Origin of the sequence: Pseudomonas sp. UBA6562 (assembly GCF_002434265.1) — a bacterium.
Classification (GTDB): domain Bacteria; phylum Pseudomonadota; class Gammaproteobacteria; order Pseudomonadales; family Pseudomonadaceae; genus Aquipseudomonas.
The window spans coordinates 157,716-182,215 of the sequence record NZ_DJJS01000002.1; the positions used below are offsets into that span (position 1 = coordinate 157,716).

Here is a 24,500-nt window from a genome sequence, read left to right on the forward strand (position 1 = left end):
AAGCGATAAAGGGGCGTGGATGAAAGCTGGCCCCTGCATATCGCTATCGCATGCGGGACCAGTCGGGGTAGAGCGCTGCGTCCGTGGCCAACCTACGCACGGGGTAGAACACCATCTCCGATCACACTTATGGAACGCGGATCAGTTCCACGCCATTGCTGACCAGCTCGAAGCGGTTCTCACCCAAGTGATTGACGCGATCGCCGATCGCCAGGCGGTAGGTGACGATGGGCGAACCCAGTGAGCTGCCATCTTCTTGCAGGGTAGACTCCTGGAATTCATGAACGGGATAGATACGGCCTTCGGCGTCACGAGCGTGGAACTGGCCGACCATTACTGCTGCCATGGGCGAGGAAACCTCTGAAATATTAGGAAATGTCTGTAGCCATAGACCGGTAGAGCAGCCAGTAAGTTTTCCGTCCAATCGAAAAAACCCTGGGCGCGCGTAGTGGTCATCTACAACGACAGCCTTTCATTCACAGCAGAGTCAGGAAATCGCCATGAGCCATCAGTATTCGGTAGCCGTCGTCGTCGGCAGTCTGCGCAAGGATTCCTATAACCGTAAGGTAGCCCGCGCGCTCGCCGAGCTCGCCCCCTCCAGCTTGTCGCTCAAGATCGTCGAGATCGGCGACCTGGCCATGTACAACGAGGATATCGAGGCGCATGCCCCTGAGGCCTGGACGCGTTTTCGCGATGAGATCCGCGCGAGCGATGCGGTACTGTTCGTCACCCCCGAATACAACCGCTCGATTCCCGGCTGCTTGAAAAATGCTATCGACGTAGGTTCACGACCTTACGGCCAGAGCGCCTGGAGTGGCAAGCCAACGGCGGTTGTGAGCGTCTCGCCCGGCGCGCTGGGCGGCTTTGGCGCCAATCACGCCGTGCGCCAGACCTTGGTGTTCGTCGACATGCCGTGCATGCAGATGCCCGAAGCCTATATTGGCAGTGCTGCCAACTTGTTCGACGACGCCGGCAAGCTGAACGAAAAAACCCGCCCCTTCCTGCAATCGTTCATCGACCGCTTCGCCGGTTGGGTGAAGCTCAACCGTTCGGTCTGATTCAAGCGGGTTTGTCCGGGTGGGCCAGCTAGGTAAGATGGCCCATTTCCTTGCGCCTGGATGCCCGCGCCGATGAGCGACAAAGACACCATTTCCATGCACTTGGTGCGCGAAGCACTTCTGCAAAGTTGCCCAGCCGGATCTGACAGCAACGCCCTGTTGCAACGTCTGGGCATCGACCCCCAGTCCGTTCAGCAGCCCGACGGCCGTCTCCCCAGCCAGACCTACGCCGCCTTGTGGCGGCACCTGGCGCGGCGGTGCGACGACGAATTCTTCGCCATGGACCCACGCGGTTTGCCGCTCGGCAGCCTGGCCTTCATGGGGCGTGCGAGCCTGGTCCAGGCGAGCGTCGGCGACGGGCTCGATACCGCACTGCAATACCTCAGCCTGGCATTGGCTCACCTCAAGCCTCGACTGCTGCGCGAGCGCAGCATCGCGCAGATCGTGTTCGACGAACCCTGTTCAGCGCCCCAACGCGCTTTCACCTACTTCACGTTGTGGATGATCGTCCATGGGTTGGCCTGCTGGCTGGCAGGGCGACGCATCGCCATTCTGGCCGTAGACCTGCGCTGCGCGCCGCCACCTTTTTGCGATGACTACCGAGTGATGTTTTCCGAAAATTTGCGCTTCGATCGCGCCAGCACGCGCATGATCATCGCGGGGGACAGCCTGGACCAGCCGATTCGGCGCACCCCCGAAGATCTGCAGCGGTTTCTGGCCCACGCGCCGGGCAACATCCTGGTTCGCTACCGAGACCCCTCCAGCCTGGGGCGGCGCATCCGTACCGACCTTCTGGTGCTCGACCCGGCGCAATGGCCGGATGCGGGCCGGCTGGCCGAGCGCCTGTGCCTGTCGCTGTCGACCCTGCGTCGACGGCTCGCCGAAGAAGGGCAGAGCTACCAGGGCGTGAAGGACAGCGTACGCCGTGAACTGGCCGTACGTTGGCTGGCCGATCCACAGATCAGCATGGAACAGGTCGCCGAGCGGCTTGGCTACGCCGACAGCAGCTCGTTCTACAAGGCGTTTCGCAAATGGTTCGGGTGCAACCCCGGCCAGTACCGCACACTCAGCGACGCTGCGAACAGGTCCTGACCCTTGGAGTGGGTTCCAACTGCCGTCGCCGCCTTCGCATCCGCACCTTAGGCTCCTTTCGTCCAGGAGCTGCCCATGACCACTCCCACCGATCCGCAAAGCGCGCGTTACACCGATCAGTTCATCAGAACACTGCTCAAGCCCTGGCTGGCCGACGCCACGCCGGCCCAGATCAACGGCCTGCGCGACCGCTTCCAGGCCTATCGCACCAGCCACGAGCGGATGCGCCAAGCCACCGTCGAGCTTATTTCGCTGCAGGACTTCGCCAAGCGCGAATTCAATCGGCATCTGGCCGGACTTCTACCTCAAGGCACGACGGTCGAGCAGCTCGAATGGCGGGTGGTGAAGCCGAGCATTCCCAGCATCTCGCTTCCCGGCTGGACCATTCTGCAACCGGTCTATCGGCGCGAACCTGCGCTGCTGAGGCTGATGCAGAACTTTCCTGCCGACACGTCCTACTACGCCGGTACAGGCTTGGTGGCGGCGGGGGGCTTCGACCTCGTGGTGTCCGACACCGATGCGTTGATCGCGCAGTGCCGTCTTGCCGATGTCGGCAGTGCTTACCAGCGGTTGCTCGACGAGGTCTTCACCGACCGGACCTGCGCCTTGCTGGTCGAAGACAAGCGTGCCGGCTGTCTGCTGACCGCCGAAGTGGCCTTGCTCAAGGGGCAGCTGGCGGCGCCTGCGCATGCCGCGCTGCAGAATTTGCTCAGCCCAGCCGCGCCCACTCGCGGCGATTATCTGCAAGCGAGCGTGGTTCGCGTAAGCATGCTCGGGCGTTTGCTGGCCGACGTGCTGGCCATCGAACTGCGCGATGCCGGGGGTCGGTTGCACAGCGTGGTGCTGTACCTGCCGAGCGATCCGACTCAGGCATTGCGTACGTTCGCCGACTGGACGGAGCTGAGCGCGGCGCTGCTAGACGATTTGCGCCTGCAGACCGATCACCAGGCGTTCGCTCGACTCATCGGTCTGGAACAGCGCCCCGCGTTTCTCAAGCAGCTCGCTCAACGGCTCAAGGACGACGTGCCCGATCTCGCGGTACAGGCGCAGGCGATCGAAGGCGACCCGTTCGCAGGGCTGGTGGCTTCGCAGGTCGAGGGCCTCAAGGCCGACGCCAAACTGCTCTTGGTGCCATCGTCGCTGGCCGATGCAACAGCGGCCCGGGAGCGGCTCCGGCAATGGGAGAACGCCGGCTTGGCGTTGGTGGGCCTGACCGGTTTTTTCATTCCGCTGGTGGGCGCCGTGTTGCTTGGGCAAATGGTGGTGCAGGTGCTGTCTGAAGCCTTCGAAGGCGTGCAGGACTGGAGCCATGGGCACCAGCATGAGGCGCTGGAGCATTTTTTGGGAGTGGCCGAAACCGTCGCCGTGACTGCGGCTGTCGCTGGCGGCGCCACGGTGGTGGCGCGCGGTTTCGCCCGCAGCGGGCGGGTCGATGGGTTGCAGCCCGTCATTCTGGACAACGGCGACAGGCGTTTGTGGTCGGCCGACCTCAGTGCTTACGAGGTCCCGGCCCCGCAGGCCCCCCTGCGGCCCAATGGCCTGTACGGCGAGGGCGAACGCCGTTGGTTGCGCCAGGGCCAAGCCTGGTACGAAGTGCATCGACCCGATCCCGATGGCCCCTGGCGGCTGCGCCATCCGCAGCGCTCTCAGGCCTATACCCCGATCTTGCAGCACAACGGCCAGCGTGGCTGGCGGCTGTTCCTCGCTCGGCCTCTGGAGTGGCAGGACGATGTACGGATGCTCGACACCCTCTGGCCCCATGACCCGCCGCTGGACGCCGGACAGGTCAGGCAAGTGCTGCGCGTCGCCGGGATGGACAGCGATGAGCTACGTGGCGTGCTGGTGGAGAACCGGGCGCTGCCGGTGAATTTGCGTGAGGCGCTGCGCCGCTTCGAAACGCGCTCGCGTATCGACCGGTTCTTCACTGGGCTGGCCCAGGGGTATCCGGTGGTCGATGAGCAGATTCAGGCCTGGTGCCTGAGGCAGCCAGGCATCGACGGACTCTACGGCGACCTCATGCGTGAAACGCTGCTGGAGCAGGAGGCGGGTTTGCGTCGCCCGCTGTTCGACTATCTGAACCAGGTGCGCTTGCCGGACGATGCGTTGATGCGCCTGGTGCAGCGGGACTTTCCGGGGTTGACGGATGCGTATGCCCAAGAGGTGGTGCGCGACGCCAGCGAGGTCGAGCGACAACTGGCGTTGGTCGAGCGCCGCGTCCCCTTGGCCCTGGCACGGCGGGCGCGTTCGCTCAGGCAGCATGCCCGCCTGAGTCGGGCGATCGAAGGGCTGTATTTCGATGAAGCGTACAACGACGACACGGCCGACCTGAGCATCGCGTTGCTACGCCGTCTGCCCCATTGGCCATCGGCGCTCAACATCGAGGTGCGCGAGGGCAGCGTATGGGGCCGCCGCGTTTCGATCATCGACCCCCAGGGCGACCCACAGGCGCTGCGTATACTGGTGCGCAACGGCGGCCGCTGCGCGTTGTACGACAGTGAAGAGCGAGCCCTGGAACTGGAGATAGAGGATCCGCAAGGCCCGTTCCAGGCAATCGCAGCGTTGCTCTCCCATGAGCAGGCCGAACGGCTTGGGCTGGGTGCAGGCACCTGGGCCACCGACCTGCGCAACAAACTGCTCGAACAGCTACCTGATACCCTCGACCGTCGGTTGCAATTGGTAGGCTGGCGCGCCGAAGCGCCTTGGTTCAACCCTGGGCAGCGACTGCCCGATGGTCGGGTAGGCTACCCGCTCAGCGGTCGAGGCCAGGCCACGGCCTCCAGTGAGGTGCTGCGCCAGCGTATTCGCGCGTTGTATCCCGGTCTCGACGAGCAAGGCGTCGAGCAATACCTGCAGATTCTCCTCACCTCGAGCGATTCACCGTTCGACCTGCTACTGGAGCAGGAAGTCGGTTGGCAGCGCCTCGACAGGACGCTCGCAGGCTGGGAACGCGAGCAGTCAGCGAGTAGCGTCCATGGCTGGCGCCAGCAACTGGCACTGCGGCTACGCAACTGTTGGCGTTTGATTGGCGTACCCCCGCCGACCCCGGGAGGTTTTTCTTTCGAGGTACGTCTGGACCTGAGCGGCATACCTGTGCTCGAACTGCCGGTATTTCCGGCCCAGGTGGAGTTCGACCACATCACGGTACTGGTATTGCGCAACATGCGCCTGCGTGAGATCCCGACCAGTTTTCTGAGGGCGTTCGGCAACCTGCGCAGACTTAACATCGGCAGCAACGAACTGGGCCATATTCCCCGAGGTCTGGGCTACCTCGTCCATCTGCGGATACTGGGCCTGGACCATAACCGGATCGTGCTGGACGAAGCGAGCGAAGCCCTGCTCAGCGGGCTGCCCCGGCTTTCCTCGTTGAACATGAGCTACAACCCGCTAGGTCGTTTCAGCATGCGTTTCCACCTATTGAATCGACTCTCCTGGATCAGCCTGCGGCATTGTCAACTGACGGCATGGCCCATAGGGCTGGACCTCTGCGGCCTGTTGGAATCGGCCGACCTGCGCGACAACCAGTTGACCAGCATACCCGACGCCGTTCTGCAGATGCCCCTGGCCTATCGCCGGGCGCTGATGGTGCAGGGCAATCCCATCGAGGTTCAGCACATGCAGGCCCTGGTCAGCCTGGAAAGCCATGTGGCCGAGCATCCGGGTGCGCAGGCAATCCCCGGCGAGGAGCGGGCGCCGGCCGCCGTGCGGGCCGAGTGGCTGAGCAGGGTCGAGCTTGCCGAGCGCACCGCGCATGCGCAGCGCTGGGATCGTCTGTCCGGGCTGCCGGGCAGTGGCGGACTGTTCGACCTGTTCGGCGAGTTGTGGCGTACGGCCGACTTTGCGCGCGCGCGTGGTCATCTGAGCGAGCAGGTCTGGTCCATGGTGACCGCATTGGATACCCACACCGAACTGCGCGAAGCCCTGTTCGCCCGCGCCAATGAACCGACGACCTGTGCCGATAGCGTGGCCGAGCGTTTCAGCGACCTGCAGGTACAGTTGCTGGAGGCCCAGGCCAATGCCGAGTCGCCCGGCCAAGCCCAGGCAGACGAAGGACGGGCGGGACGCCTCGTCAACCTGGGCCGCCGCTTGTGGCGTCTGGCGCGTGTCGAAGCCTTCGCGCGCCAGGACATGCAGCAGCGGGTCGCAGAAGCGCGGGGTGTCGATGAAATCGAAGTGAGCCTGTATTACCGCATCCATCTGGCGACAACGCTCGATCTGCCGTTCCAGCCGACCAGCATGCACTTCACGCAGATCGCCAACGTCACGCCGCAGCAGCTCGATGAGGCCTTGCAGTACGTCAGGACAGGCGAAACCCGGGAGGCACTGGCCGAGAGCCTGACCGAGCGTCCGTTCTGGCAGCGTTACCTGCATGAGCAGCATGAGCAGGCCTTCGTCCAGGTGCAGGAGGATTTCGATGAGCAAGGCTCGCAGTTGGATGAGCAGATGGACAGCCTTGGTAGCGAGGAGTACCGCCAGCGGTGGGATGCCTTGAGTGTGCGGCGTGAAAGCGCGTTGCAGGCATTGCGTTTGCAGTTGACCCTCGACCTGCTGGAAACGCTGGAGACACCTCCATCGTCTCGATGAGCGAGCATGGCCAAAGCGGTCATCCAGGCTGACCGCTTTGGCCATTGTTCTCGCCCTAAGGCAGCGAGACTATCGCGGTTGCGACGGTGACCGCGATTCCTCTGCCAACGATGCCCTTCCTCAGTCACCGTCGTCGGGCTAAAGGACGACACACATGCTCATCGGCAACTCCCACTTCATGGTCAGCGGCGCAGCGTCCGGATTGGGCGCGGCCACCGCGCGGATGCTCATCGAGGCCGGGGCGCGGGTTACCCTGGTCGATTTCAACGCCATTGCAGTCGAGGCCAAAGCCGCTGAGCTGGGTGCCAACGCCCGCTTCGCAGTCGCCGACATCAGCGACGAGGGCGCGACGCAGAAGGCCGTGGAGCAGGCGCTGCGCGACTTCGGCAGCTTGCACGGGCTGGTCAACTGCGCAGGAGTCGTGGCTGGCGAAAAGGTGCTCGGCAAACAAGGACCGCATGCGCTGGACAGCTTCGCCCGGGTTATCGGCATTAACCTGATCGGCAGCTTCAACCTGATGCGCCTGGCCGCCGCTGCCATGGCCGAAAACCCTGGCAACGCCGAGGGCGAACGGGGCGTGATCATCAATACCGCCTCGGTTGCCGCGTTCGACGGGCAGATCGGCCAGGCCGCCTATGCGGCGTCCAAGGGCGCCATCGCCAGCATGACGTTGCCCGTGGCACGCGAGCTGGCCCGCCACGGTATCCGGGTGATGACCATCGCCCCCGGCATCTTCGAAACGCCCATGATGGCAGGGATGAGCGAAGAAGTACGTGTCTCGCTCGCCGCTGGCGTGCCGTTTCCGCCGCGCCTGGGACGGCCCGAGGAATACGCGGCGCTGGCGCGCCACATCATTGAAAACAGCATGCTCAATGGCGAGGTGATCCGTCTGGACGGCGCCTTGCGCATGGCCGCTCGCTGACGCTTTCTAAGGAAACCATCATGACGCTTCCCGCTGATCCCATCGTCATTGTCAGTGCCGTGCGCACGCCCATGGGCGGGCTGCAAGGCGATCTTGCGTCGAAAACCGCGCCGCAGCTGGGCGCCATCGCCATCGCGGCTGCCGTCGAACGTGCCGGCATCGCGCCTACCGAGGTCGACCAGGTGCTGTTCGGCTGCGTACTGCCCGCAGGCCTGGGCCAGGCCCCGGCGCGTCAGGCCGCACTGGGCGCGGGGCTGCCGACCTCGACCACCTGCACCACCTTGAACAAGATGTGCGGTTCTGGCATGCAGGCGTTGATCCTGGGCCACGACCTATTGCGTGCCGAGAGCGCCGGCGTGGTTGTGGTCGGCGGCATGGAAAGCATGAGCAATGCACCTTACCTGCTCGACAAGGCCCGCAGCGGTTACCGCATGGGCCATGGCAAGGTGCTCGACCACATGTTCCTCGACGGCCTGGAAGACGCCTACGACAAGGGTCGGCTGATGGGTACCTTCGCCGAGGACTGCGCGCAAACCCACGGCTTGAGCCGCGAGCAGCAGGACGCCTTCGCCATTGCCTCGCTGACCCGTGCGCAACAGGCCATGGCTACGGGCCGTTTCAGCGCCGAGATCGTTTCGGTGCAAGTCACCGAAGGCAAGCAAACCCGTCTGGTCAGCGAAGACGAGCAGCCGCCCAAGGCGCGCCTGGAAAAGATTCCGCAGTTGCGCCCTGCGTTTCGCGCCGACGGCACGGTGACCGCCGCCAACGCCAGTTCGATCTCCGATGGCGCCGCAGCGCTGTTGCTGATGCGTCGCTCCCAGGCCGAGCGGCGCGGGCTGAAGCCGTTGGCGGTGATCCATGGCCATGCGGCCTTCGCCGACGCGCCCGCGCTGTTCCCCACGGCGCCCATCGGCGCCATGGAGCGCCTGATGGCATGCACCGGCTGGTCCCTGGCCGAGGTCGACCTGTTCGAAATCAACGAAGCCTTCGCCGTGGTGACCTTGGCAGCCATGCAGCGCCTGGCGCTGCCGCATGACAAGGTCAATGTGCACGGTGGCGCCTGCGCCCTGGGCCATCCCATCGGCGCCTCGGGCGCGCGCATCGTGGTGACGCTGTTGTCGGCGCTGCGCCAGAACGGCCTGCGCCGGGGCGTGGCCGCCATCTGCATAGGCGGTGGCGAAGCCACGGCGATCGCCGTCGAATGTCTGTACTGAGGTAAGCCATGTTGATCAACGAAGAGCAGCAACAGATTGCCGACGCCATCCGTGGGTTCGCCCAGGAGCGGCTCAAGCCTTTCGCCGAGCAGTGGGACAAGGCCCATCGGTTTCCTCGCGAAGCCATCGACGAAATGGCCGCCCTGGGTTTGTTCGGCATGCTGGTGCCGGAACAATGGGGCGGCAGCGACACTGGCTACGTGGCCTATGCCCTGGCCCTCGAAGAGATCGCAGCCGGTGACGGTTCCTGTTCGACCATCATGAGCGTGCACAACTCGGTAGGTTGCGTACCGATCCTCAACTTCGGCAACGAGGCGCAGAAACGGCGCTTCCTCATGCCCTTGGCGCAAGGCGAGATGCTCGGTGCCTTCGCCCTGACCGAACCCCAGGCCGGCTCCGATGCCAGCGGCCTGAAAACCCGCGCTCGGCGTGACGGTGAGCACTACGTGCTCGACGGCAGCAAGCAGTTCATCACCTCGGGGCAAAACGCCGGCGTGGTGATCGTCTTTGCCGTGACCGATCCTGAGGCAGGCAAGCGTGGCATCAGCGCCTTCATCGTGCCGACCGATACGCCGGGCTACCAGGTCGCGCGGGTCGAAGATAAACTCGGCCAGCACGCCTCCGACACCTGCCAATTGCATTTCGACGGGCTGCGCATTCCGCTTGCCAATCGGCTGGGCGAGGAAGGCGAGGGCTATCGTATCGCCCTGGCCAACCTCGAAGGCGGGCGTATAGGCATTGCTGCGCAGTCGGTGGGCATGGCCCGAGCGGCGTTCGAGGTGGCGCGCGACTACGCTCGCGAACGGCAAAGCTTCGGTAAAGCGCTGGTCGAGCACCAGGCGGTGGCGTTCCGCCTGGCCGACATGGCAACGCGTATCGCCGTGGCGCGGCAGATGGTGCTACACGCCGCAGCGCTGCGCGATGCGGGGCGGCCGGCACTGGTCGAGGCGTCGATGGCCAAGCTGTTCGCCTCCGAGATGGCCGAGCAGGTCTGCTCCGATGCCTTGCAGACCTTGGGCGGATATGGCTATCTGAGCGACTTTCCGCTGGAGCGTATCTACCGGGATGTGCGTGTATGCCAGATTTACGAGGGCACCAGCGACATCCAGCGCATGGTCATTGCGCGCAACCTTTGAAGGAGCAGACTGCATGGCATTCGAAAGCATCGTGTTGGACATTCACGGCAAAGTCGGCCTGATCACACTCAATCGCCCCCAGGCTCTCAATGCCCTGAACGCGCAGATCGTCGCCGAGATCAATCAGGCTCTCGATCAGCTCGAACGCGATCCACAGATCGGCTGTGTGGTGCTGACCGGTTCGGCCAAGGCTTTCGCCGCCGGTGCCGACATCAAGGAGATGGCCGAGCTCAGCTACCCGCAGATCTACACCGAAGACCTGTTCAGCGACGCGGACCGCATCGCCAGCCGGCGCAAGCCGATCATCGCGGCGGTGTCGGGCTTCGCCCTAGGCGGCGGCTGCGAACTGGCGATGATGTGCGATTTCATCTTGGCCGCCGACAACGCCAAGTTCGGTCAGCCAGAGATCAATCTCGGTGTGCTGCCGGGCATGGGCGGCACCCAGCGTCTGACCCGCGCTGTGGGCAAGGCCAAGGCCATGGAGCTGTGCCTGAGCGGTCGCCTGATGGACGCCGAAGAGGCCGAGCGCGCCGGATTGGTGGCGCGTATCGTGCCCCAAGCCGATTTGCTCGAAGAAGCCTTGAAGGTGGCGGCCACCATCGCCAGCAAGTCGATTCCTGTGGCGATGATGGTCAAGGAAAGCGTCAACCGCGCGTTCGAAGTCACGCTGAGTGAAGGTGTGCGTTTCGAGCGGCGCGTGTTCCATGCAGCCTTCGCCACTGAGGACCAGAAAGAGGGGATGGCGGCTTTCGTCGCCAAACGCGCGGCCCAGTTCAAAGACTGTTGAGGCGGCGTTTTGCTCGATTTCCAACCATGAAGACGACCAGCGGCATCTGCGGGCGCCCCCTTTTCAGGGTGAGTCGATTCATTTAGGTTGCCCACCGCGACGCGGCACCTTAGACTGCCGCCCCCTGCAAACGAGCGTCGCACCGGCGCTCGAACAATTCCGTTGCCTCTGCGCGACGCTGGCGGCCCACGGACCGCCCAAATGCACCTTTTTTCATAGAGAAGTCGATGACCAAGGAACAGTTACTGGCCATGTCGGCCGATGACTACATGAACGCCGATCAGCTCGCCTACTTCACGTCGCTCTTGCAAGCGATGAAAGTCGACACCCATGAGCGCATCGAGCTGAGCCGTAGCACCATCGAGAGCCTGGACACCCCGTCGGACCCGGCCGACGTCGCTTCCGTCGAAGAAGAGCGGCACTGGCTGGTCAATGCCATCGAGCGCGACCAGCGTCTGTTGCCACAACTGGAAATGGCCCTGGGTCGCATTCAGGACGAAAGCTTTGGCTGGTGCGACGACAGCGGCGAACCTATCGGCTTGCAGCGTTTGTTGATCAGCCCGACAACCAAATACTGCATCGAGGCCCAAGAGCGCCACGAGCAGCTTGATCGCCACTTGCGTCAAGTGTGATCGACAGGTTGCCGGAAAGCCCCAGAGAGCGATCCCTGGGGCTTTCGCATGTCTGCGGCAAATAGAAGGTTGAACCTGTGTGTGGGCATGGGGTCAGGTGCTGGCGTCACGCGATGTCAAGGCTCGAGCGATTTGGCCAGTAAGCAGGCATCCAAGTGCAGTCGGCGAAACCCCTTGATCCGGCCGGTAGCGCTTTCGATGATATGAAAGAAGTCGACACCTGCTGGAATGACAATAAATCGTGGTAAGTCTATGCCGAGTTTTGCGTAGGGATCGTCCATTTCCTCTCGACGAATTTTGGTGTTTTCGTGCATATTCTTTTCTCGGAATGTTTAGGTGGGTACCAAGGCTGATTCTCTCTGAACGCCTGGATATCTATCGCACCTTTGTTGGCCCTTTTGTTGTCAGACGTTACGTCTCTTTCCGACAGAAAACACCGTATGCCTGATCGGGGAAACGACCTAGGCATGGAAGCCACCATTCCTGCGCGAGTCGTAGCCTAGTTCGACAGACATCGTATGTGGTGATCAGTAGTCTTCCCCTTCAATTTGAAGTCCCGCTGCCCGGTCGTGCGCGCATGCCGTCCGGGGGCAGGGTGTAACCGTTTCGAGGATTTATTCATTGGCAGTCAGTACGCTGGATACACACGCATTGTTTGTCCTGGGTGATTTGCGTGCCCAACTCGTCAAATTGTTCCAGGGGCGTTTCGTTTACATCAGCGAACAAAGCCCGGAAGGGTTGTACATGGCTGAAGTTGACCTTGAAAGCGCGCTGGTGGTCGACGATAAACAGCGCCTGGAGCTCAAGGTCGGTGACCATTTTCGCGCCGCCGTGTTGCCGAGCCGTGAGGGTGGCAAGCTGGAACTACGCTTTCGCGATATCAAATTCAACGTTTATGGCGTAGGCGACTACGCGTTCGTTTCGGTCGAGCAAGGCGAAGGCATCGTGTTCCGCGAGGGGCAGGGCGTCATGTTGGTGTTCGCCGCGCACCAGCAAGTGCCTGAGGGGCTGGGCAAGCTCCTCAAGGCGGTCACGGGCAAAGTGGCGAAGTGGCGTAAAGGCGAGCTGACCACGTTCAAAGCCAGCGAATGACGTCTGGCCAGGCTCAGTGCGGGGGTGAGGACGGTTTTGGACATCAAGCTGCGGCGCTGGCCGAGCAATGGCTGAGCAGGCGTGGCGAACTCCAGGGGAGGTGGCACGATTGAGTCGCGACGCAGCTCTATCAGACACGTCCCCTAGCGTTGGCCAAGCATGCGCGACGCGAGCTGCAGCGTCTTGTAGAAGGCCAACGCGCTTAGTTGCCGCCGTCCCGTCCGCTCACCTCTTCAGGAACATCCTCGCCTGCGGCACGTTTGCGAAACAGCGCTGCCCTGGCCAATAGCAGCGTCGTGACCGGCACAGTGATCGACAACAGAATCGGTATCAGCCAGGCATGCAGCACCAGGCTGTGCTTGAGGCTGGAAAAGTACAGGATCGATGCCAACGCCACACACCAGGCGCCCAGGGTCGAGGCAAGTGCCGGAGGGTGCATGCGTTGGAAATAGTCTTTCAAACGCACCAGCCCAAACGCACCCAACACTGCGAACAGACTACCCGTTAGCAGTAGCGCCGCTGTGATCGCTTCCAGCCAGAAGGGCAGTTCTACAGTCTCGGTCATTCGATCACCTCGCCTCTCAACAAGAATTTGGCCAGCGCGAATGAACCCACGAAGCCGAACAGCGCAATCAGTAGCGCACCTTCGAAGTAGGTGTCACTGGCGTAACGGATGCCCAGCACCAGCATCATCAGCATCCCCAATATGTACAGGTAGTCCAACGCCAGCACCCGGTCTTGGGCGGAAGGGCCGCGAAACAGCCTGACCAACGCCAGGCACATCGCGATGCTGAGGATGAACAAGCTGGCAAGAACGGCATTGGCGAGCAACCCGGTCATTCGAAGATCTCCATCAGGGGGCGTTCGTACACACGCTTGAAATGCTCGATGAAGGCGGCTTCATCTTCGAGATGGAACACGTGCAACAACAGCATGCTGCGGTCCAACGCCAGCTCCGACCAGACCGTGCCCGGTACGACCGTGGTAATCATCGACAGTGCAGCCAGCCCGTGCGTATCACGCAGATCCAGTGGGATATGGACGAATACCGAACGGGGGGGGTTAGCGTGCAAGGTCAGCACCTTCACCGCCACTTGCAAGTTGGAATGGATGACATCGTAACCTACACGCCCGATCAGTTTTGCAATGGTCCAAGGACGCCTCACGTGAGCATGCTGGGGGCGAAGTGGGGCCAGAAGCAACGGTGCGAACAGCGCCAGCCCAGCCGCCAGTAGGATGTTGCCAGGGCTGACCGAAAGATTGAGCAACAGCCACAGTACGAAGAGCGCCGCCGATAACAACGGTGCGGGGAACAGACGGCTCATGGCTGTGCCTCCAGTTGCTGGTTGGTCGGCCCTGGCAGGGGTTTGCTCGACAGCACGGCCTCGATGTAGCGGTCTGGCATTTGCAGGCTGGCGGCGGCGTCTTGGGTGTACCTGAGCACCGGTTCAGCCTGGATGCTCAAGGCCAGGCACAATCCCAGCAGAATTACGATCGGCACGCATTCGTAGCGGCGCAACACGGGGGATGGACGTTCTCCGGGTTTCCAGAACCGTTGGATGCCCACTCTCCCAAATGCGATCAGCGAGGCAAGCCCCGACAGCACCAGCAAGGTAATCAGCAGCCAGCCGGTGGACGGCAGCGGGTGCTCCGGCGCCATACCCAGGCCTAGGGGATTGAAGAGCGCACTGATCAAGCCCAACTTGCCGATAAAGCCTGACAGAGGCGGCATGCCGATGACCAGCAAAGCGCAGGCGATGAAGCTCAAGCCCAGGAAGGCCATGGTCCAGGGAATGACCTGGCCGATGACCGCCTTTTGATTGTCATCCAGGTTGATGCCCCTGGGGGGGTGCAATGACTCCAGCGGGGCCGGCACGGCATCCTCTTCATCATACAGCGGCTGTTCGTTGGCCGAACGCGAGCGTTCGATCAGTTCGGCCAGCAGGAACAGTGCGCTCAATGCCAGGGTCGAGCTGACCAGGTAGAACAGCGCAGCGCCGGTCAGCACTGGCTGGCCGAACCCAACTGCCGCCAATAAAGTCCCGGCCGATACCAGAATGCTCAGCGAGGCCATGCGTTCCAGGCGTTGCGCCGCCAATAGCGATACCGCCGCCATTGCCAGGGTGGCCAGGCCACCGTATATCAGCCACTGGCCACCGAAGTGCGCCGATGCCCCCGCCTGACCGGAAAACAGCAGCATCCACAAGCGCAATATGGCGTACAGGCCTACCTTGGTCATGATGGCAAAGAGCGCTGCCACCGGTGCGCTGGCCGAGGCGTAGGCTGGGACCAGCCAGAAATTCAGCGGCCAGATACCTGCCTTGGCCAGGAAGGCTACAGCCAGGATTGCCGCGCCGGCGTGTAAGAGGCCGCGGTCCGCTTCGGGCACCAATGGGATTTTCAGCGCCAGGTCGGCAAGGTTCAGCGTTCCGGTAACGCCGTAGATCATGGCTGCGCCGATCAGAAACAACGATGAGGCGAACAGGTTGATCGCGATGTAGTGCAGGCCGGCCTTGACCCGTGCGCGTCCAGAACCGTGTAGCAGCAAGCCATAAGAGGCTGCGAGCAGCACCTCGAAGAACACGAACAGGTTGAACAGGTCCGCCGTGAGAAAGGCCCCGTACAGACCCATCAGTTGCACTTGGAAGAGGGCGTGGAAACTGGCGCCTGCGTTTGCCCAGCGTGCCCGGGCGAAGAGCAAGGCACTGACACCGAGTATCCCAGTCAAGGTCAGCATCAACGCTGACAGATGGTCGACCACTAGCACGATGCCGAAGGGAGCCGGCCAGTTACCCGGCAGGTAGACGCCGATCGATTCGGCTGACCCCTGACTTTTGACCCATAACAGCAGGGTGATCGCCACACTGAGTCCGACACAACTCGAGATCAGGTTAAGGCGCGCCTTGAGCTGCCGGTGTTTCTCGCCAAGCAGCAGCATCAAGGCGGCGGTCAGCAGCGGTAGCAGAATGGGCATGACGATCATTTGGTTCATCAGGCTCATTCTTCGCGCTCCCGGCCATCGACATGGTCGGTCCCGGTCAGGCCCCGCGAAGCCAGCATCACCACCAGAAACAGTGCGGTCATGGCAAAGCTGATGACGATCGCGGTCAGCACCAGCGCTTGTGGCAACGGGTCGGTGTAGTGCAGTAAGTCCTGCGGTACACCGTCCTTGATGATCGGCTCCTTGCCAATGAACAGGCTGCCCATGCTGAAGATAAACAGGTTCACCCCGTAGGAAAGCAGGCACAGGCCCATGATCACTTGGTAGGTACGGGGGCGCAGAATCAACCAGACGCCCGATGCGGCGAGCACTCCGATGGCAACGGCTATCACTTCTTCCATCAGGCAGCTCCTGCTTGCTTGGGTTTGCTCTGGCCACCGGGTCGGTAGGCGCGGATCGACTGGTGGGCAAGGGCCGTCAGAATCAGCAGTGTCGACCCGACCACCACGCTGAACACGCCGACATCGAACAGCAGCGCACTGGCCACATGCATATCACCCAGTACTGGCAGGTCCAGGTGAGCGGTATGGGTTGTAAGGAATGGGTAGCCCAAAGTCATGGCACCAACGCCTGTGAGCGTCGCGCACAGCAGGCCGACACCCATCCAGCGAAGGGGCCGCAGGCTCATCTGCGCTTCGACCCATTGGGTGCCCGCCACCATGTACTGGAGAATGAAGGCCACGGACATCACCAGGCCTGCGACGAAGCCGCCGCCAGGTTGGTTGTGGCCTCGCATGAACAGGTACATCGACACCAGCAGCGCCATGGGCAACAGCAGGCGCACCAGTACCGCAGGTACCATCATGAAGCCCAGCGCGGTGTCGGCGGCGTTGCGTGGGTTGACCAGATCGGTGATGACGTCGGGAGCCAGCCGGCGCTGCTGGGCAGGCAGCTGCATGGTTTCCTTGGGCGGCCTGAAGCGTCGCAGCAGGGCGAATACAGTCATGCCTACCGCTACCAGAACGGTGATCTCGCCGAGGGTGTCGAAGCCGCGGAAGTCGACCAGCATCACGTTCACCACGTTGGTGCCGCCGCCTTCGGGCAGAGCTCGGCTCAGGTAGAAGGAAGAAATGATGTTGGGGGTAGGGCGCGTCAACATGGCGTAGGAGAGCAGCGCCATGCCGCCGCCGACCAAACTTGCCAACACCAGGTCGCGCACTCGCCGCATCCGCGCGCGATCCAGACTGCCTGGCAGTGGCGATACGCCCTCCAGCCGCCGTGGCAGCCAGCGTAAGCCGAGCAGGATCAACACGGTTGTCACCACTTCCACCACCAGTTGGGTGAGCGCCAGGTCAGGCGCCGAAAACCAGACGAAGGTAATGCAGGTCATCAAGCCACAAACGCTGACCATGGTCAGTGCCGCCAATCGGTGGTACTTGGCTTGCCAGGCAGCGCCGATGGCGCAGGCGATCGCGATCAGCCAAAGCGCCACGAATACACCCGAACCCGGAATCTTCGGTCGCTCGCCCCAGGTCAGGCCGCTGTAGAACATCGGGATCAGCCCCGCTATGAACGCGGCCAGTACCAACATGAACAGCTGGGTTTGCAGGCGCCGGCTGGTCAACGATTTCTCGATACGTTGCGCCAACAGCATAAGGTGGACCTGGCCTCGCTCGAACAGCCGCTTGCCGTTCAATCGTCCTATCAGCGGGGCATAGTGGAAACGGCCAAGGCGCAGTTGCTTGCGCAGCACCAGATAGAGCACGACGCCGCCGGACATGGCCACCAAGCTCATGATCATGGGCAGGTTCCAGCCGTGCCAGATGGCCAGGCTGTACTCGGGTAACGGTCCGCCAACTACGGGCAATGCCGCAGCGGCCAGCAGGGGGGCGATGGACTGCGCCGGGAAAATACCGACGACCAGGCAGGCCAGGACCAACAGCTCGACCGGCGCGCGCATCCAGCGTGGCGGCTCATGTGGAATGTGGGGTAGATCTTTGGCAGGTGGGCCGAAGAACACATCGACCGTGAAGCGCAGCGCGTAGGCCACACTGAATGTACCGGCAAGGGTGGCAATGACCGGTAGTGCGATTTCTACCCACAACGACGAGCTGATGAAAACGGTTTCCGCGAAAAACATTTCTTTGGACAGGAAGCCATTGAGCAGAGGCACGCCGGCCATCGAGGCGCTGGCGACCATGGCCAGTGTCGCGGTGTAGGGAAGCAGTCTGAACAAGCCGCTCAAGCGCCGAATGTCGCGGGTGCCGCTTTCGTGGTCGATGATGCCTGCTGCCATGAACAGCGAGGCCTTGAACGTGGCGTGATTGAGGATGTGGAACACTGCGGCCACTGCCGCCAATGGGCTATTCAACCCCAGTAGCAGGGTGATCAAGCCCAGGTGGCTGATGGTGGAGTAAGCCAGAAGCCCTTTCAGGTCGTTCTGGAACATGGCGGCGAAGGCTCCCAGCAGGAGCGTACAGGCACCTGCACCGCCAACGATCCAGAACCACTCTTCGCTGCCAGACAGTACTGGCCAGAACCTTGCCAGCAGGAATACGCCCGCTTTGACCATGGTGGCCGAATGCAGATAGGCGGATACCGGCGTAGGTGCTGCCATTGCATGCGGCAGCCAGAAATGAAACGGGAATTGCGCACTCTTGCTCAACGCACCGATCAGGATCAGTGGCAGCAGCACCGGGTACAGCGCGTGCTGGCGAATCTTGTCACCCGCCGCGAGGATCTGGTCAACGTCGTAGCTGCCCACCACATGCCCCAACAGCAATGCGCCGACCAATAGACACAAGCCCCCCGCACCGGTCACCATCAACGCCATGTAGGCGCCGCGCCTGGCATCCGCCCGGTGGTGCCAATAACCAATGAGCAGGAAGGAGAACAGGCTGGTCAGTTCCCAGAAGAACACCAATTGAATGAGGTTGCCGGATATCACCAAGCCCAGCATGGCGCCCATGAAGGCAAGGAAGAATGCGAAGAATCGCGGCACTGGATCTTGTGGAGACATGTAATAGCGCGCATAGAGCGACACCAGTGCGCCGATACCCAGCACCAGGAGGCTGAACATCCAGGCGAAGCCATCCATGCGCAGAACCAGGTTAAGCCCCAGACTCGGAAGCCAGAGAAACTCTTCGCGGATGACGCCGCCGTCGGCAATCTGCGGGTAGAGGAATGCCACCTGAAGGGTACCGGCCAGCGCCACCACTCCCGCAAGAATGGATTCGGCGTTGCGCGCGTTGTGCGGCAAGACGGCCGCCAGGCAACTGCCTATGAAGGGCAGAAGCAATAGCACTATCAAGGACATAGCGTTCCAATCGGCAGGAGTTTGCAAAGAATAATACGTGCCGAAATGTTGAACACCAACACGTAAGCTGTCGCAGAATCCTACAAACCGACGGCAATCTCGTACTTTTCTATTACATGGTTTTGCGAGCTGCCGCAGTTGGCATGAGAGCGCTGCTAGGTTTTGTCCTCACAGCATCGCCCAGGTTCAAAGTCTTCGCCGGGTTTGGGTCGACGCTGGAGTTTGAGTTCGCTGACCACCACCGCGAGCACGATCAAGCCTGCACCGACCAACGCCAGACCTGGCAGCTGCTCGCCGGCAAGTCGCCCGATCAGGCCGGCCCAGACCGGCTCGCCGGCATAGATGAGGGTTGCCCTTGTCGGCGATACCGACTTCTGCGCCCAGTTCATCGCCACCTGAATGATTGCGCTCATCGCGCCCAGGCCCAGCGCACTGAGTACCAAAAGCCATGAGAAGTCGGGTACCGACTCCTGTGTCGGGACCATCATCAGGAACGAAAGCAGCGAGGCTGTGGCCAATTGCACGACGGTCACTCGACGTACGTCGACCTGACCCGCATAACGGCTGATCAAGATGATCTCGGCAGCGATGGCCACGGCGCTCACCAGTGTTACGCCTTCGCCCCAGCTCAACTTCAGTGTACCGGCCTCAGGCCCTGCCAGAAGCATCAGCCCGACGAATGCTAGACCGATACCCAAACTTGGCATCACCCCTGGGCGGCGGCCGAGCACCACCCACTGCAATAATGGAACGAAAGGCACGTACAGCGCAGTGATGAAAGCCGATTGACTGCTGCTGATCGTTTGTAAGCCCATGGTTTGCAAGCCATAGCCAAACATGATGCAGATGCCGATCAACAATCCTGCCTTCAACTCCAATAACGTCAGCCTGGCCAGGCTGCGCGAGCAGATCATGCCTACGAACAGGGCCGCTGCCGCAAAACGTAACCCTACGAAAAACATCGGCCCGCTGACCGCCATGACGTTGTGCACCAATAGGAACGTTCCGCCCCATAAAAAGGTGATGAAGATCAGCACAACCTCTGCTTGGCTTAGTTGAAGCGAAAAGGGCAGACGCTTGTTGTTTGGAACACTGTTCATCGGCTTGCAGGCTCGGGAAGGGCGGCGCACAATCGCCACAAAGTGAGCAGTATACTGCGCAACCCACAACAGTGAGCAAGCGTGTGTCCAAATCTTCCGAAGGTCGCGGGTCTGTACTGCAACACGTCAGTCATAACGTTCGCCAGTTGCGCAATGCGGCCGCGATGAGCCAGACCGCATTGGCGGAACGTTCTGGCGTGAGTCGCAGGATGCTCGTCGCGATCGAGGCAGGTGAGAAGAACGTCAGTCTGGCGACGCTCGACCGTGTGGCCCATGCGCTAGAGGTACCTTTCACTCAACTGATCCAGGCAGCGGATGAGCGGGATGATCGCCGTATCAATGAATTGGCCTGGGTTGGCGAGGCCGGCAGTAAAGCCGTTTTGTTGGGTGCAAGCCCATCCACCCGTGAAGTGGAGTTATGGGAATGGCGTCTGGAGCCCGGCGAACGCTATGTCAGCGAGGCGGATGCAGAGGGTTGGAGCGAGCAGATCTATGTCGCTGAAGGTTGCCTGACCCTTGTGATTGAGGGGGTCGAGCATGTCCTGCCCGCTGGTGATTTCTTCGTGTTCGCCAGTAACTGTCAATATGGGTACCGCAACGACGGCGACGTTTTGGTTCGGTTCGTGCGTAATGTGGTCATTTGAATGGGCGGACCCAGGACTGCGACGGTAGTTTGCATACGTATCGCTAGGCACGTGGGGTGAATGAGCGACTCGATGGTCGTTCGCATGATTTGCCGCTCCGATGGCTGGAGTCCTACAACGGCTCCTCGTCACGTCTTGTATGGAGCTGCCATGACCGCTCTGTGAGTCCTCAAGGATATCTGTAGGAAAAGGCTATAAATGCTGTCGAACTTTCCGCATCGAATAGAAGGCATTCAGTCCAGGTTATGAGCATGCATTGGACTGCTACAGTGGAATTCTTGACTAATTTGGAGGTGAAGTGCGCATGAGCAATAAGTCCTTGGTTCTGCCAGCCGCACTGGATCGTATCGAGCTGATGCGCGAGGTGATGCAGCGCGCGGGCGTGGACGCGTTACTGATACCTTCTGCCGATCCGCATCTGTCCGAATACCTTCCTGAGCATTGGCAGGGTCGTCGGTGGCTCTCCGGCTTTCAGGGCTCGGTCGGCACGCTGGTCATCACTGCGCAGTTTGCGGGGCTGTGGGCCGATAGTCGGTATTGGGAGCAGGCGGCGGTTGAGCTTTACGGCAGTGGAGTGACACTGATCAAGTACGAGTCGGGTCAGCTTTCGCCTGCCCAGTGGCTGGTCGAACAGCTACCTGCCGGGAGTGTGGTAAGCGTCGATGGCAGTGTGATGGCTCTGGCGAGTGGTCGTGATTTGCAGAACAATCTGCAAGTGCGTGGCGTTACCCTCCAGACGCATGTCGATTTGCTGAATGATATTTGGACCGACCGCCCTGCATTGCCTTGCTTTTCTATATATCAACATGAATTTCCTTACGCGACCGTCGATCGCTCCAGCAAGCTTGCCGCACTGCGTGAAACCATGCGTCACAAGGGCGTGCAAGCGCATGTCATCGCCTCGCTCGACGATATCGCCTGGTTGCTCAATCTGCGCGGCAGCGATGTGGCTTATAACCCATTGTTCCTTGCTTACGTGTTGGTCGAGCCGCACCGAGCGTTGTTGTTCATCGATAAAGGCAAAGTCGATGAGCCGTCGCGCCGGTCACTCGAAGGCGACGGCGTAGAGCTGCGCGATTACAGTGAGATAGCCGAGGTTTTGCAGGCTCTTTGCCCCGGCACGCGGCTGCTTTTAGATCCGGCACGGGTGACCTTGGGGTTGGTCGCAAATCTGCAGCCAGGTATCGAGTTGGTCGAAGCCATCAACCCTACCCAGCTCAGCAAATCTCAAAAAGCCGACGGCGATCTGGTTCACGTTCGACATGTAATGGAGCAGGACGGTGCTGCCTTGTCTGAGTTCTTCGCATGGCTCGAGTCCAACCTCGGCCTTGGAGAGATCACTGAGCTCACTATCGATGAGCAACTGACTGCGGCGCGCGCTCGGCGCCAAGGCTTCATTTCGCCAAGTTTCGCAACCATTGCAGCGTTCAATGCCAACGGTGCCATGCCTCACTATCGCGCCACTGCTCAATCCCATGCTCGGATCGAAGGCAATGGCCTGCTGTTGATCGATTCTGGAGGGCAGTACCTGGGTGGTACGACCGACATCACTCGCATGGTGCCCATTGGTGAGCCAAGCACCGAGCAACGACAGGATTGCACGCGTGTGCTCAAGGGGGTGATCGCTTTGTCGCGAGCACGTTTTCCCGAGGGCACCCTTTCACCCATGCTGGATGCGATCGCACGCGCGCCGATCTGGGCTGACCAAGTGGACTATGGGCATGGGACCGGTCATGGCGTCGGCTATTTTCTCAATGTTCACGAAGGGCCGCAGGTGATTGCCTTTCGTTCAGCGGCGTCAGCGCATACAGCCATGCAGGCCAGGATGATCACCTCGATTGAGCCTGGTACCTACCGTCCTGGGCGATGGGGTGTGCGGATCGAAAATCTAGTGGTAACGCGCGATGTAGGCAGCAGCGAATTCGGCCGTTTTCTGGATTTCGAGACCCTGACATTGTGCCCAATAGATACGCGCTGCCTGCTGGTCGAGATGCTGGATGCGAGCGAGCGAGCGTGGCTCAATGACTATCACGGTCAGGTGTTCCACCGGCTTGCTCCGCTTCTGGAGCGCGATGCGCTGATTTGGTTGGAGAGGCGTACTCAAAGCATATAAGTCGTTTGGGCGAGGCAGCCTCCCATGGCTGCCTTGTAGGCCTCAGCGGCAGATGACGATCATGCTACGGCTGGTATAGCCAGCCGGGTTTATCCCAAACAGATAATCACCAGGCTCGGACTTCGCAGCGCCAGAACGGGCGATGACCTTGTAGTCTTTAGGGTTGCAAGCGCTAGCGGCACTGCTGAAGCACTTCTCCCAAGAAGATGAGAGGCCTGAGCAATCAATGTGCAAACCTTTTTTACCCCGTTTGACCTCGGTCTTGGTATTCGCGGCGCAGCCCGCTAAAGCAAGGATCGCCAGGATGAGGACGATACGTTTCATTTCTGTCCTTATACATGCCAGGCCGTTGACCTGGCGTTGTGGTAATCACAGGGTTGGATCCTGATTGCGTGGCCGGATCGTATCGACGCGAGTGAAGCTGCTGAAACGAAAGCCAGCTTAAAACGAGGCGATGAGGGGAACAACCGTTTCGTTGTGAATGCAAACAATTCTTACATCAGTCGGCCGCCAGGGGAGGCAGGGCTTGTTTGCGCATGGTCATGGTTGCGCCTACAGAAGCGATTATGATGGCCAAAATCGCCAGCCATTGGGTCTTGGTCAACGTCTCGCTGAGAAAGATCAGTCCGGATAGTGCGGCGATTGCAGGCTCGACGCTCATGAGCGTGCCAAAGGTGCGGGCCGGGAGCCGGGTGAGAGCGATCATTTCAAGGCTATAAGGAAGAGCGGTGGACAAAACAGCCACGCCTAAAGCTGCTGGGATGAGTCCAGGGTTCAGCAGTGCGCTCCCCGCATGCGCGATACCTACTGGCGCGATGAATACCGCCGCGATCACTACGCCCAGAGCGGCGGTCTGCACGCCATGCTCTGCTCCGGCCTTTTGGCCGTAGAGAATATAAAGTGCCCAGCACACGCCGGCACCTAGGGCGTAGCCGGCGCCGGTCAAGTCGACAGCTGCACCGGATCTGCCAAGGGGTATCAGCAGAGCAAGCCCGGTTACCGCCAATAGGATCCAGATGAAATCTACCAACCGGCGCGAGCTTAAAAGGGCCACGGCTAGAGGGCCGGTAAATTCCAAGGCGACAGCGATACCTAAAGGAACCGTGCGCACCGACATATAGAAAAGCAGATTCATGCCCCCAAGCGCCATTCCATAAATGACCACGCTACGCCATGTGGCGACATTCATGCGGGCCCGCCATGGCCGGAGCAGAAGCACCATGATCACGCTAGCGAAGATCAAGCGGAGTGACGTAGTGCCTTGCGCGCCTATGAGAGGAAACAGGCTCTTCGCCAGCGAAGCGCCAGATTGGATGGACAGCATCGCGATCAGCAAAAGGCCAATGGGAAAGATGACGCTTGTGAGGGGGCGGGGGGAGGTGCTCATAGATAACGAGTGCATCCTGATAGATCAATTGTGCGCACTATAGTGCGCAATGCCGAGCATTGGCGGCAAGCGGGTTCTTTAGAAAACGCTTAAAGGCTAGCCAGGCGAGGTTTCTGCAGAAACTTTCAATAAGCCCTTGACGCTTCCTCAGATCTCTTTATACTGCGCACCACTTCCGGGGCAAACGGAACGGAAAACTCCTTGAGATTCAATGAGTTGAACGTTTTGACAAGACTGGAAGCGCTTCGATCTTCTGGTCGGCAGCGGTGAAAAAGGCAGTTGACAGCAGGTTGTAACGCTGTATGATTCGCCTCCCGCTACGAGAGATTGCAGCGAGCAAGTGGTTGAAGTTGAACGAGATTCTCGCGAAACACTTCAAAATAAACACTTGACAGACACTGAGGATAGCGTAAAATTCGAGCCTCGGTTGAGACGAATGGCTCAACCAATCGCTCTTTAACAATTTGAATCAAGCAATTCGTGTG

Annotated in this window: 22 protein-coding genes; 11 read left to right on the plus strand and 11 right to left on the minus strand. The window is 61.0% G+C overall.

What is annotated here, in order from left to right; translation table 11 throughout:
• Positions 1–127 precede the first annotated feature (127 nt).
• Entirely contained in the window at positions 128–346 is a 219-nt protein-coding gene (locus B4M43_RS02545) for a hypothetical protein (protein ID WP_296263886.1), read from the minus strand.
• A gap of 154 nt (positions 347–500) precedes the next feature.
• Here B4M43_RS02545 and B4M43_RS02550 point away from each other — a divergent pair, with 154 nt between their 5' ends.
• The 8 genes from B4M43_RS02550 (at position 501) to B4M43_RS02585 (ending at position 11,422) form a co-directional block, all read left to right on the plus strand.
• Entirely contained in the window at positions 501–1,058 is a 558-nt protein-coding gene (locus tag B4M43_RS02550; RefSeq protein WP_296263888.1) for an NADPH-dependent FMN reductase, read from the plus strand.
• A gap of 72 nt (positions 1,059–1,130) precedes the next feature.
• Positions 1,131–2,150 (plus strand): AraC family transcriptional regulator, encoded by a 1,020-nt coding sequence (locus tag B4M43_RS02555; protein WP_296263890.1) that lies wholly within the window; start codon positions 1,131–1,133, stop codon positions 2,148–2,150.
• 75 nt (positions 2,151–2,225) lie between these two features.
• Complete coding sequence (locus B4M43_RS02560; protein ID WP_296263891.1) at positions 2,226–6,731, plus strand: NEL-type E3 ubiquitin ligase domain-containing protein; 4,506 nt, start codon at positions 2,226–2,228, stop codon at positions 6,729–6,731.
• A 154-nt stretch (positions 6,732–6,885) separates the two neighbouring features.
• Positions 6,886–7,653, plus strand: coding sequence for an SDR family NAD(P)-dependent oxidoreductase (locus B4M43_RS02565; protein WP_296263894.1), 768 nt, complete (start codon positions 6,886–6,888; stop codon positions 7,651–7,653).
• Between the two features lie 20 nt (positions 7,654–7,673).
• Positions 7,674–8,867 (plus strand): acetyl-CoA C-acyltransferase, encoded by a 1,194-nt coding sequence (locus B4M43_RS02570; protein WP_296263896.1) that lies wholly within the window; start codon positions 7,674–7,676, stop codon positions 8,865–8,867.
• Positions 8,868–8,875: 8 nt separating this feature from the next.
• On the plus strand, positions 8,876–10,003 hold the full coding sequence (locus B4M43_RS02575; protein ID WP_296263898.1) for an acyl-CoA dehydrogenase: 1,128 nt from the start codon (positions 8,876–8,878) through the stop codon (positions 10,001–10,003).
• Between the two features lie 13 nt (positions 10,004–10,016).
• Entirely contained in the window at positions 10,017–10,790 is a 774-nt protein-coding gene (locus B4M43_RS02580; protein ID WP_296263900.1) for an enoyl-CoA hydratase, read from the plus strand.
• A gap of 227 nt (positions 10,791–11,017) precedes the next feature.
• Positions 11,018–11,422, plus strand: coding sequence for a TraR/DksA family transcriptional regulator (locus tag B4M43_RS02585; protein WP_296263902.1), 405 nt, complete (start codon positions 11,018–11,020; stop codon positions 11,420–11,422).
• A gap of 116 nt (positions 11,423–11,538) precedes the next feature.
• Here B4M43_RS02585 and B4M43_RS02590 read toward each other — a convergent pair whose 3' ends face one another.
• On the minus strand, positions 11,539–11,736 hold the full coding sequence (locus B4M43_RS02590) for a hypothetical protein (RefSeq protein WP_296263932.1): 198 nt from the start codon (positions 11,734–11,736) through the stop codon (positions 11,539–11,541).
• A 307-nt stretch (positions 11,737–12,043) separates the two neighbouring features.
• Between B4M43_RS02590 and B4M43_RS02595 the strand changes: the two genes are divergently transcribed.
• Positions 12,044–12,514, plus strand: a complete 471-nt coding sequence (locus tag B4M43_RS02595) for a hypothetical protein (protein WP_296263904.1) — start codon at positions 12,044–12,046, stop codon at positions 12,512–12,514.
• A gap of 202 nt (positions 12,515–12,716) precedes the next feature.
• Here B4M43_RS02595 and B4M43_RS02600 read toward each other — a convergent pair whose 3' ends face one another.
• From B4M43_RS02600 to B4M43_RS02630, 7 genes are all read right to left on the minus strand, one after another.
• Positions 12,717–13,079, minus strand: a complete 363-nt coding sequence (locus B4M43_RS02600; protein WP_296263906.1) for a Na+/H+ antiporter subunit G — start codon at positions 13,077–13,079, stop codon at positions 12,717–12,719.
• Positions 13,076–13,354: a K+/H+ antiporter subunit F gene (locus B4M43_RS02605; protein ID WP_296263909.1), complete on the minus strand. Its 279-nt coding sequence runs from the start codon at positions 13,352–13,354 to the stop codon at positions 13,076–13,078. Before B4M43_RS02605 ends, B4M43_RS02600 begins: the two co-directional genes overlap by 4 nt.
• Positions 13,351–13,839 (minus strand): Na+/H+ antiporter subunit E, encoded by a 489-nt coding sequence (locus B4M43_RS02610; RefSeq protein WP_296263910.1) that lies wholly within the window; start codon positions 13,837–13,839, stop codon positions 13,351–13,353. Before B4M43_RS02610 ends, B4M43_RS02605 begins: the two co-directional genes overlap by 4 nt.
• A complete protein-coding gene (locus B4M43_RS02615) occupies positions 13,836–15,515 on the minus strand; it encodes a monovalent cation/H+ antiporter subunit D (RefSeq protein WP_296263912.1) in 1,680 nt (559 codons plus the stop codon). Before B4M43_RS02615 ends, B4M43_RS02610 begins: the two co-directional genes overlap by 4 nt.
• Positions 15,512–15,856, minus strand: a complete 345-nt coding sequence (locus B4M43_RS02620) for a Na+/H+ antiporter subunit C (RefSeq protein ID WP_296263914.1) — start codon at positions 15,854–15,856, stop codon at positions 15,512–15,514. Before B4M43_RS02620 ends, B4M43_RS02615 begins: the two co-directional genes overlap by 4 nt.
• Positions 15,856–18,771 carry a monovalent cation/H+ antiporter subunit A gene (locus B4M43_RS02625; protein WP_296263916.1) on the minus strand — a complete coding sequence of 972 codons (2,916 nt, stop codon included), beginning with the start codon at positions 18,769–18,771 and terminating at the stop codon, positions 15,856–15,858. Before B4M43_RS02625 ends, B4M43_RS02620 begins: the two co-directional genes overlap by 1 nt.
• Positions 18,772–18,926: 155 nt before the next feature.
• Positions 18,927–19,871, minus strand: a complete 945-nt coding sequence (locus B4M43_RS02630; RefSeq protein WP_296263918.1) for a DMT family transporter — start codon at positions 19,869–19,871, stop codon at positions 18,927–18,929.
• Positions 19,872–19,954: 83 nt separating this feature from the next.
• Between B4M43_RS02630 and B4M43_RS02635 the strand changes: the two genes are divergently transcribed.
• A complete protein-coding gene (locus B4M43_RS02635) occupies positions 19,955–20,515 on the plus strand; it encodes a helix-turn-helix domain-containing protein (protein WP_296263919.1) in 561 nt (186 codons plus the stop codon).
• Positions 20,516–20,819: 304 nt separating this feature from the next.
• Positions 20,820–22,628, plus strand: coding sequence for an aminopeptidase P family protein (locus tag B4M43_RS02640; RefSeq protein ID WP_296263921.1), 1,809 nt, complete (start codon positions 20,820–20,822; stop codon positions 22,626–22,628).
• 42 nt (positions 22,629–22,670) lie between these two features.
• Here the strand turns inward: B4M43_RS02640 and B4M43_RS02645 are convergent, their stop codons facing one another.
• Both B4M43_RS02645 and rhtA read right to left on the minus strand, forming a co-directional pair.
• Positions 22,671–22,952 (minus strand): hypothetical protein, encoded by a 282-nt coding sequence (locus tag B4M43_RS02645; RefSeq protein WP_296263923.1) that lies wholly within the window; start codon positions 22,950–22,952, stop codon positions 22,671–22,673.
• Between the two features lie 175 nt (positions 22,953–23,127).
• Positions 23,128–24,015, minus strand: a complete 888-nt coding sequence (gene rhtA, locus B4M43_RS02650) for a threonine/homoserine exporter RhtA (protein ID WP_296263924.1) — start codon at positions 24,013–24,015, stop codon at positions 23,128–23,130.
• Positions 24,016–24,500: the final 485 nt, after the last annotated feature.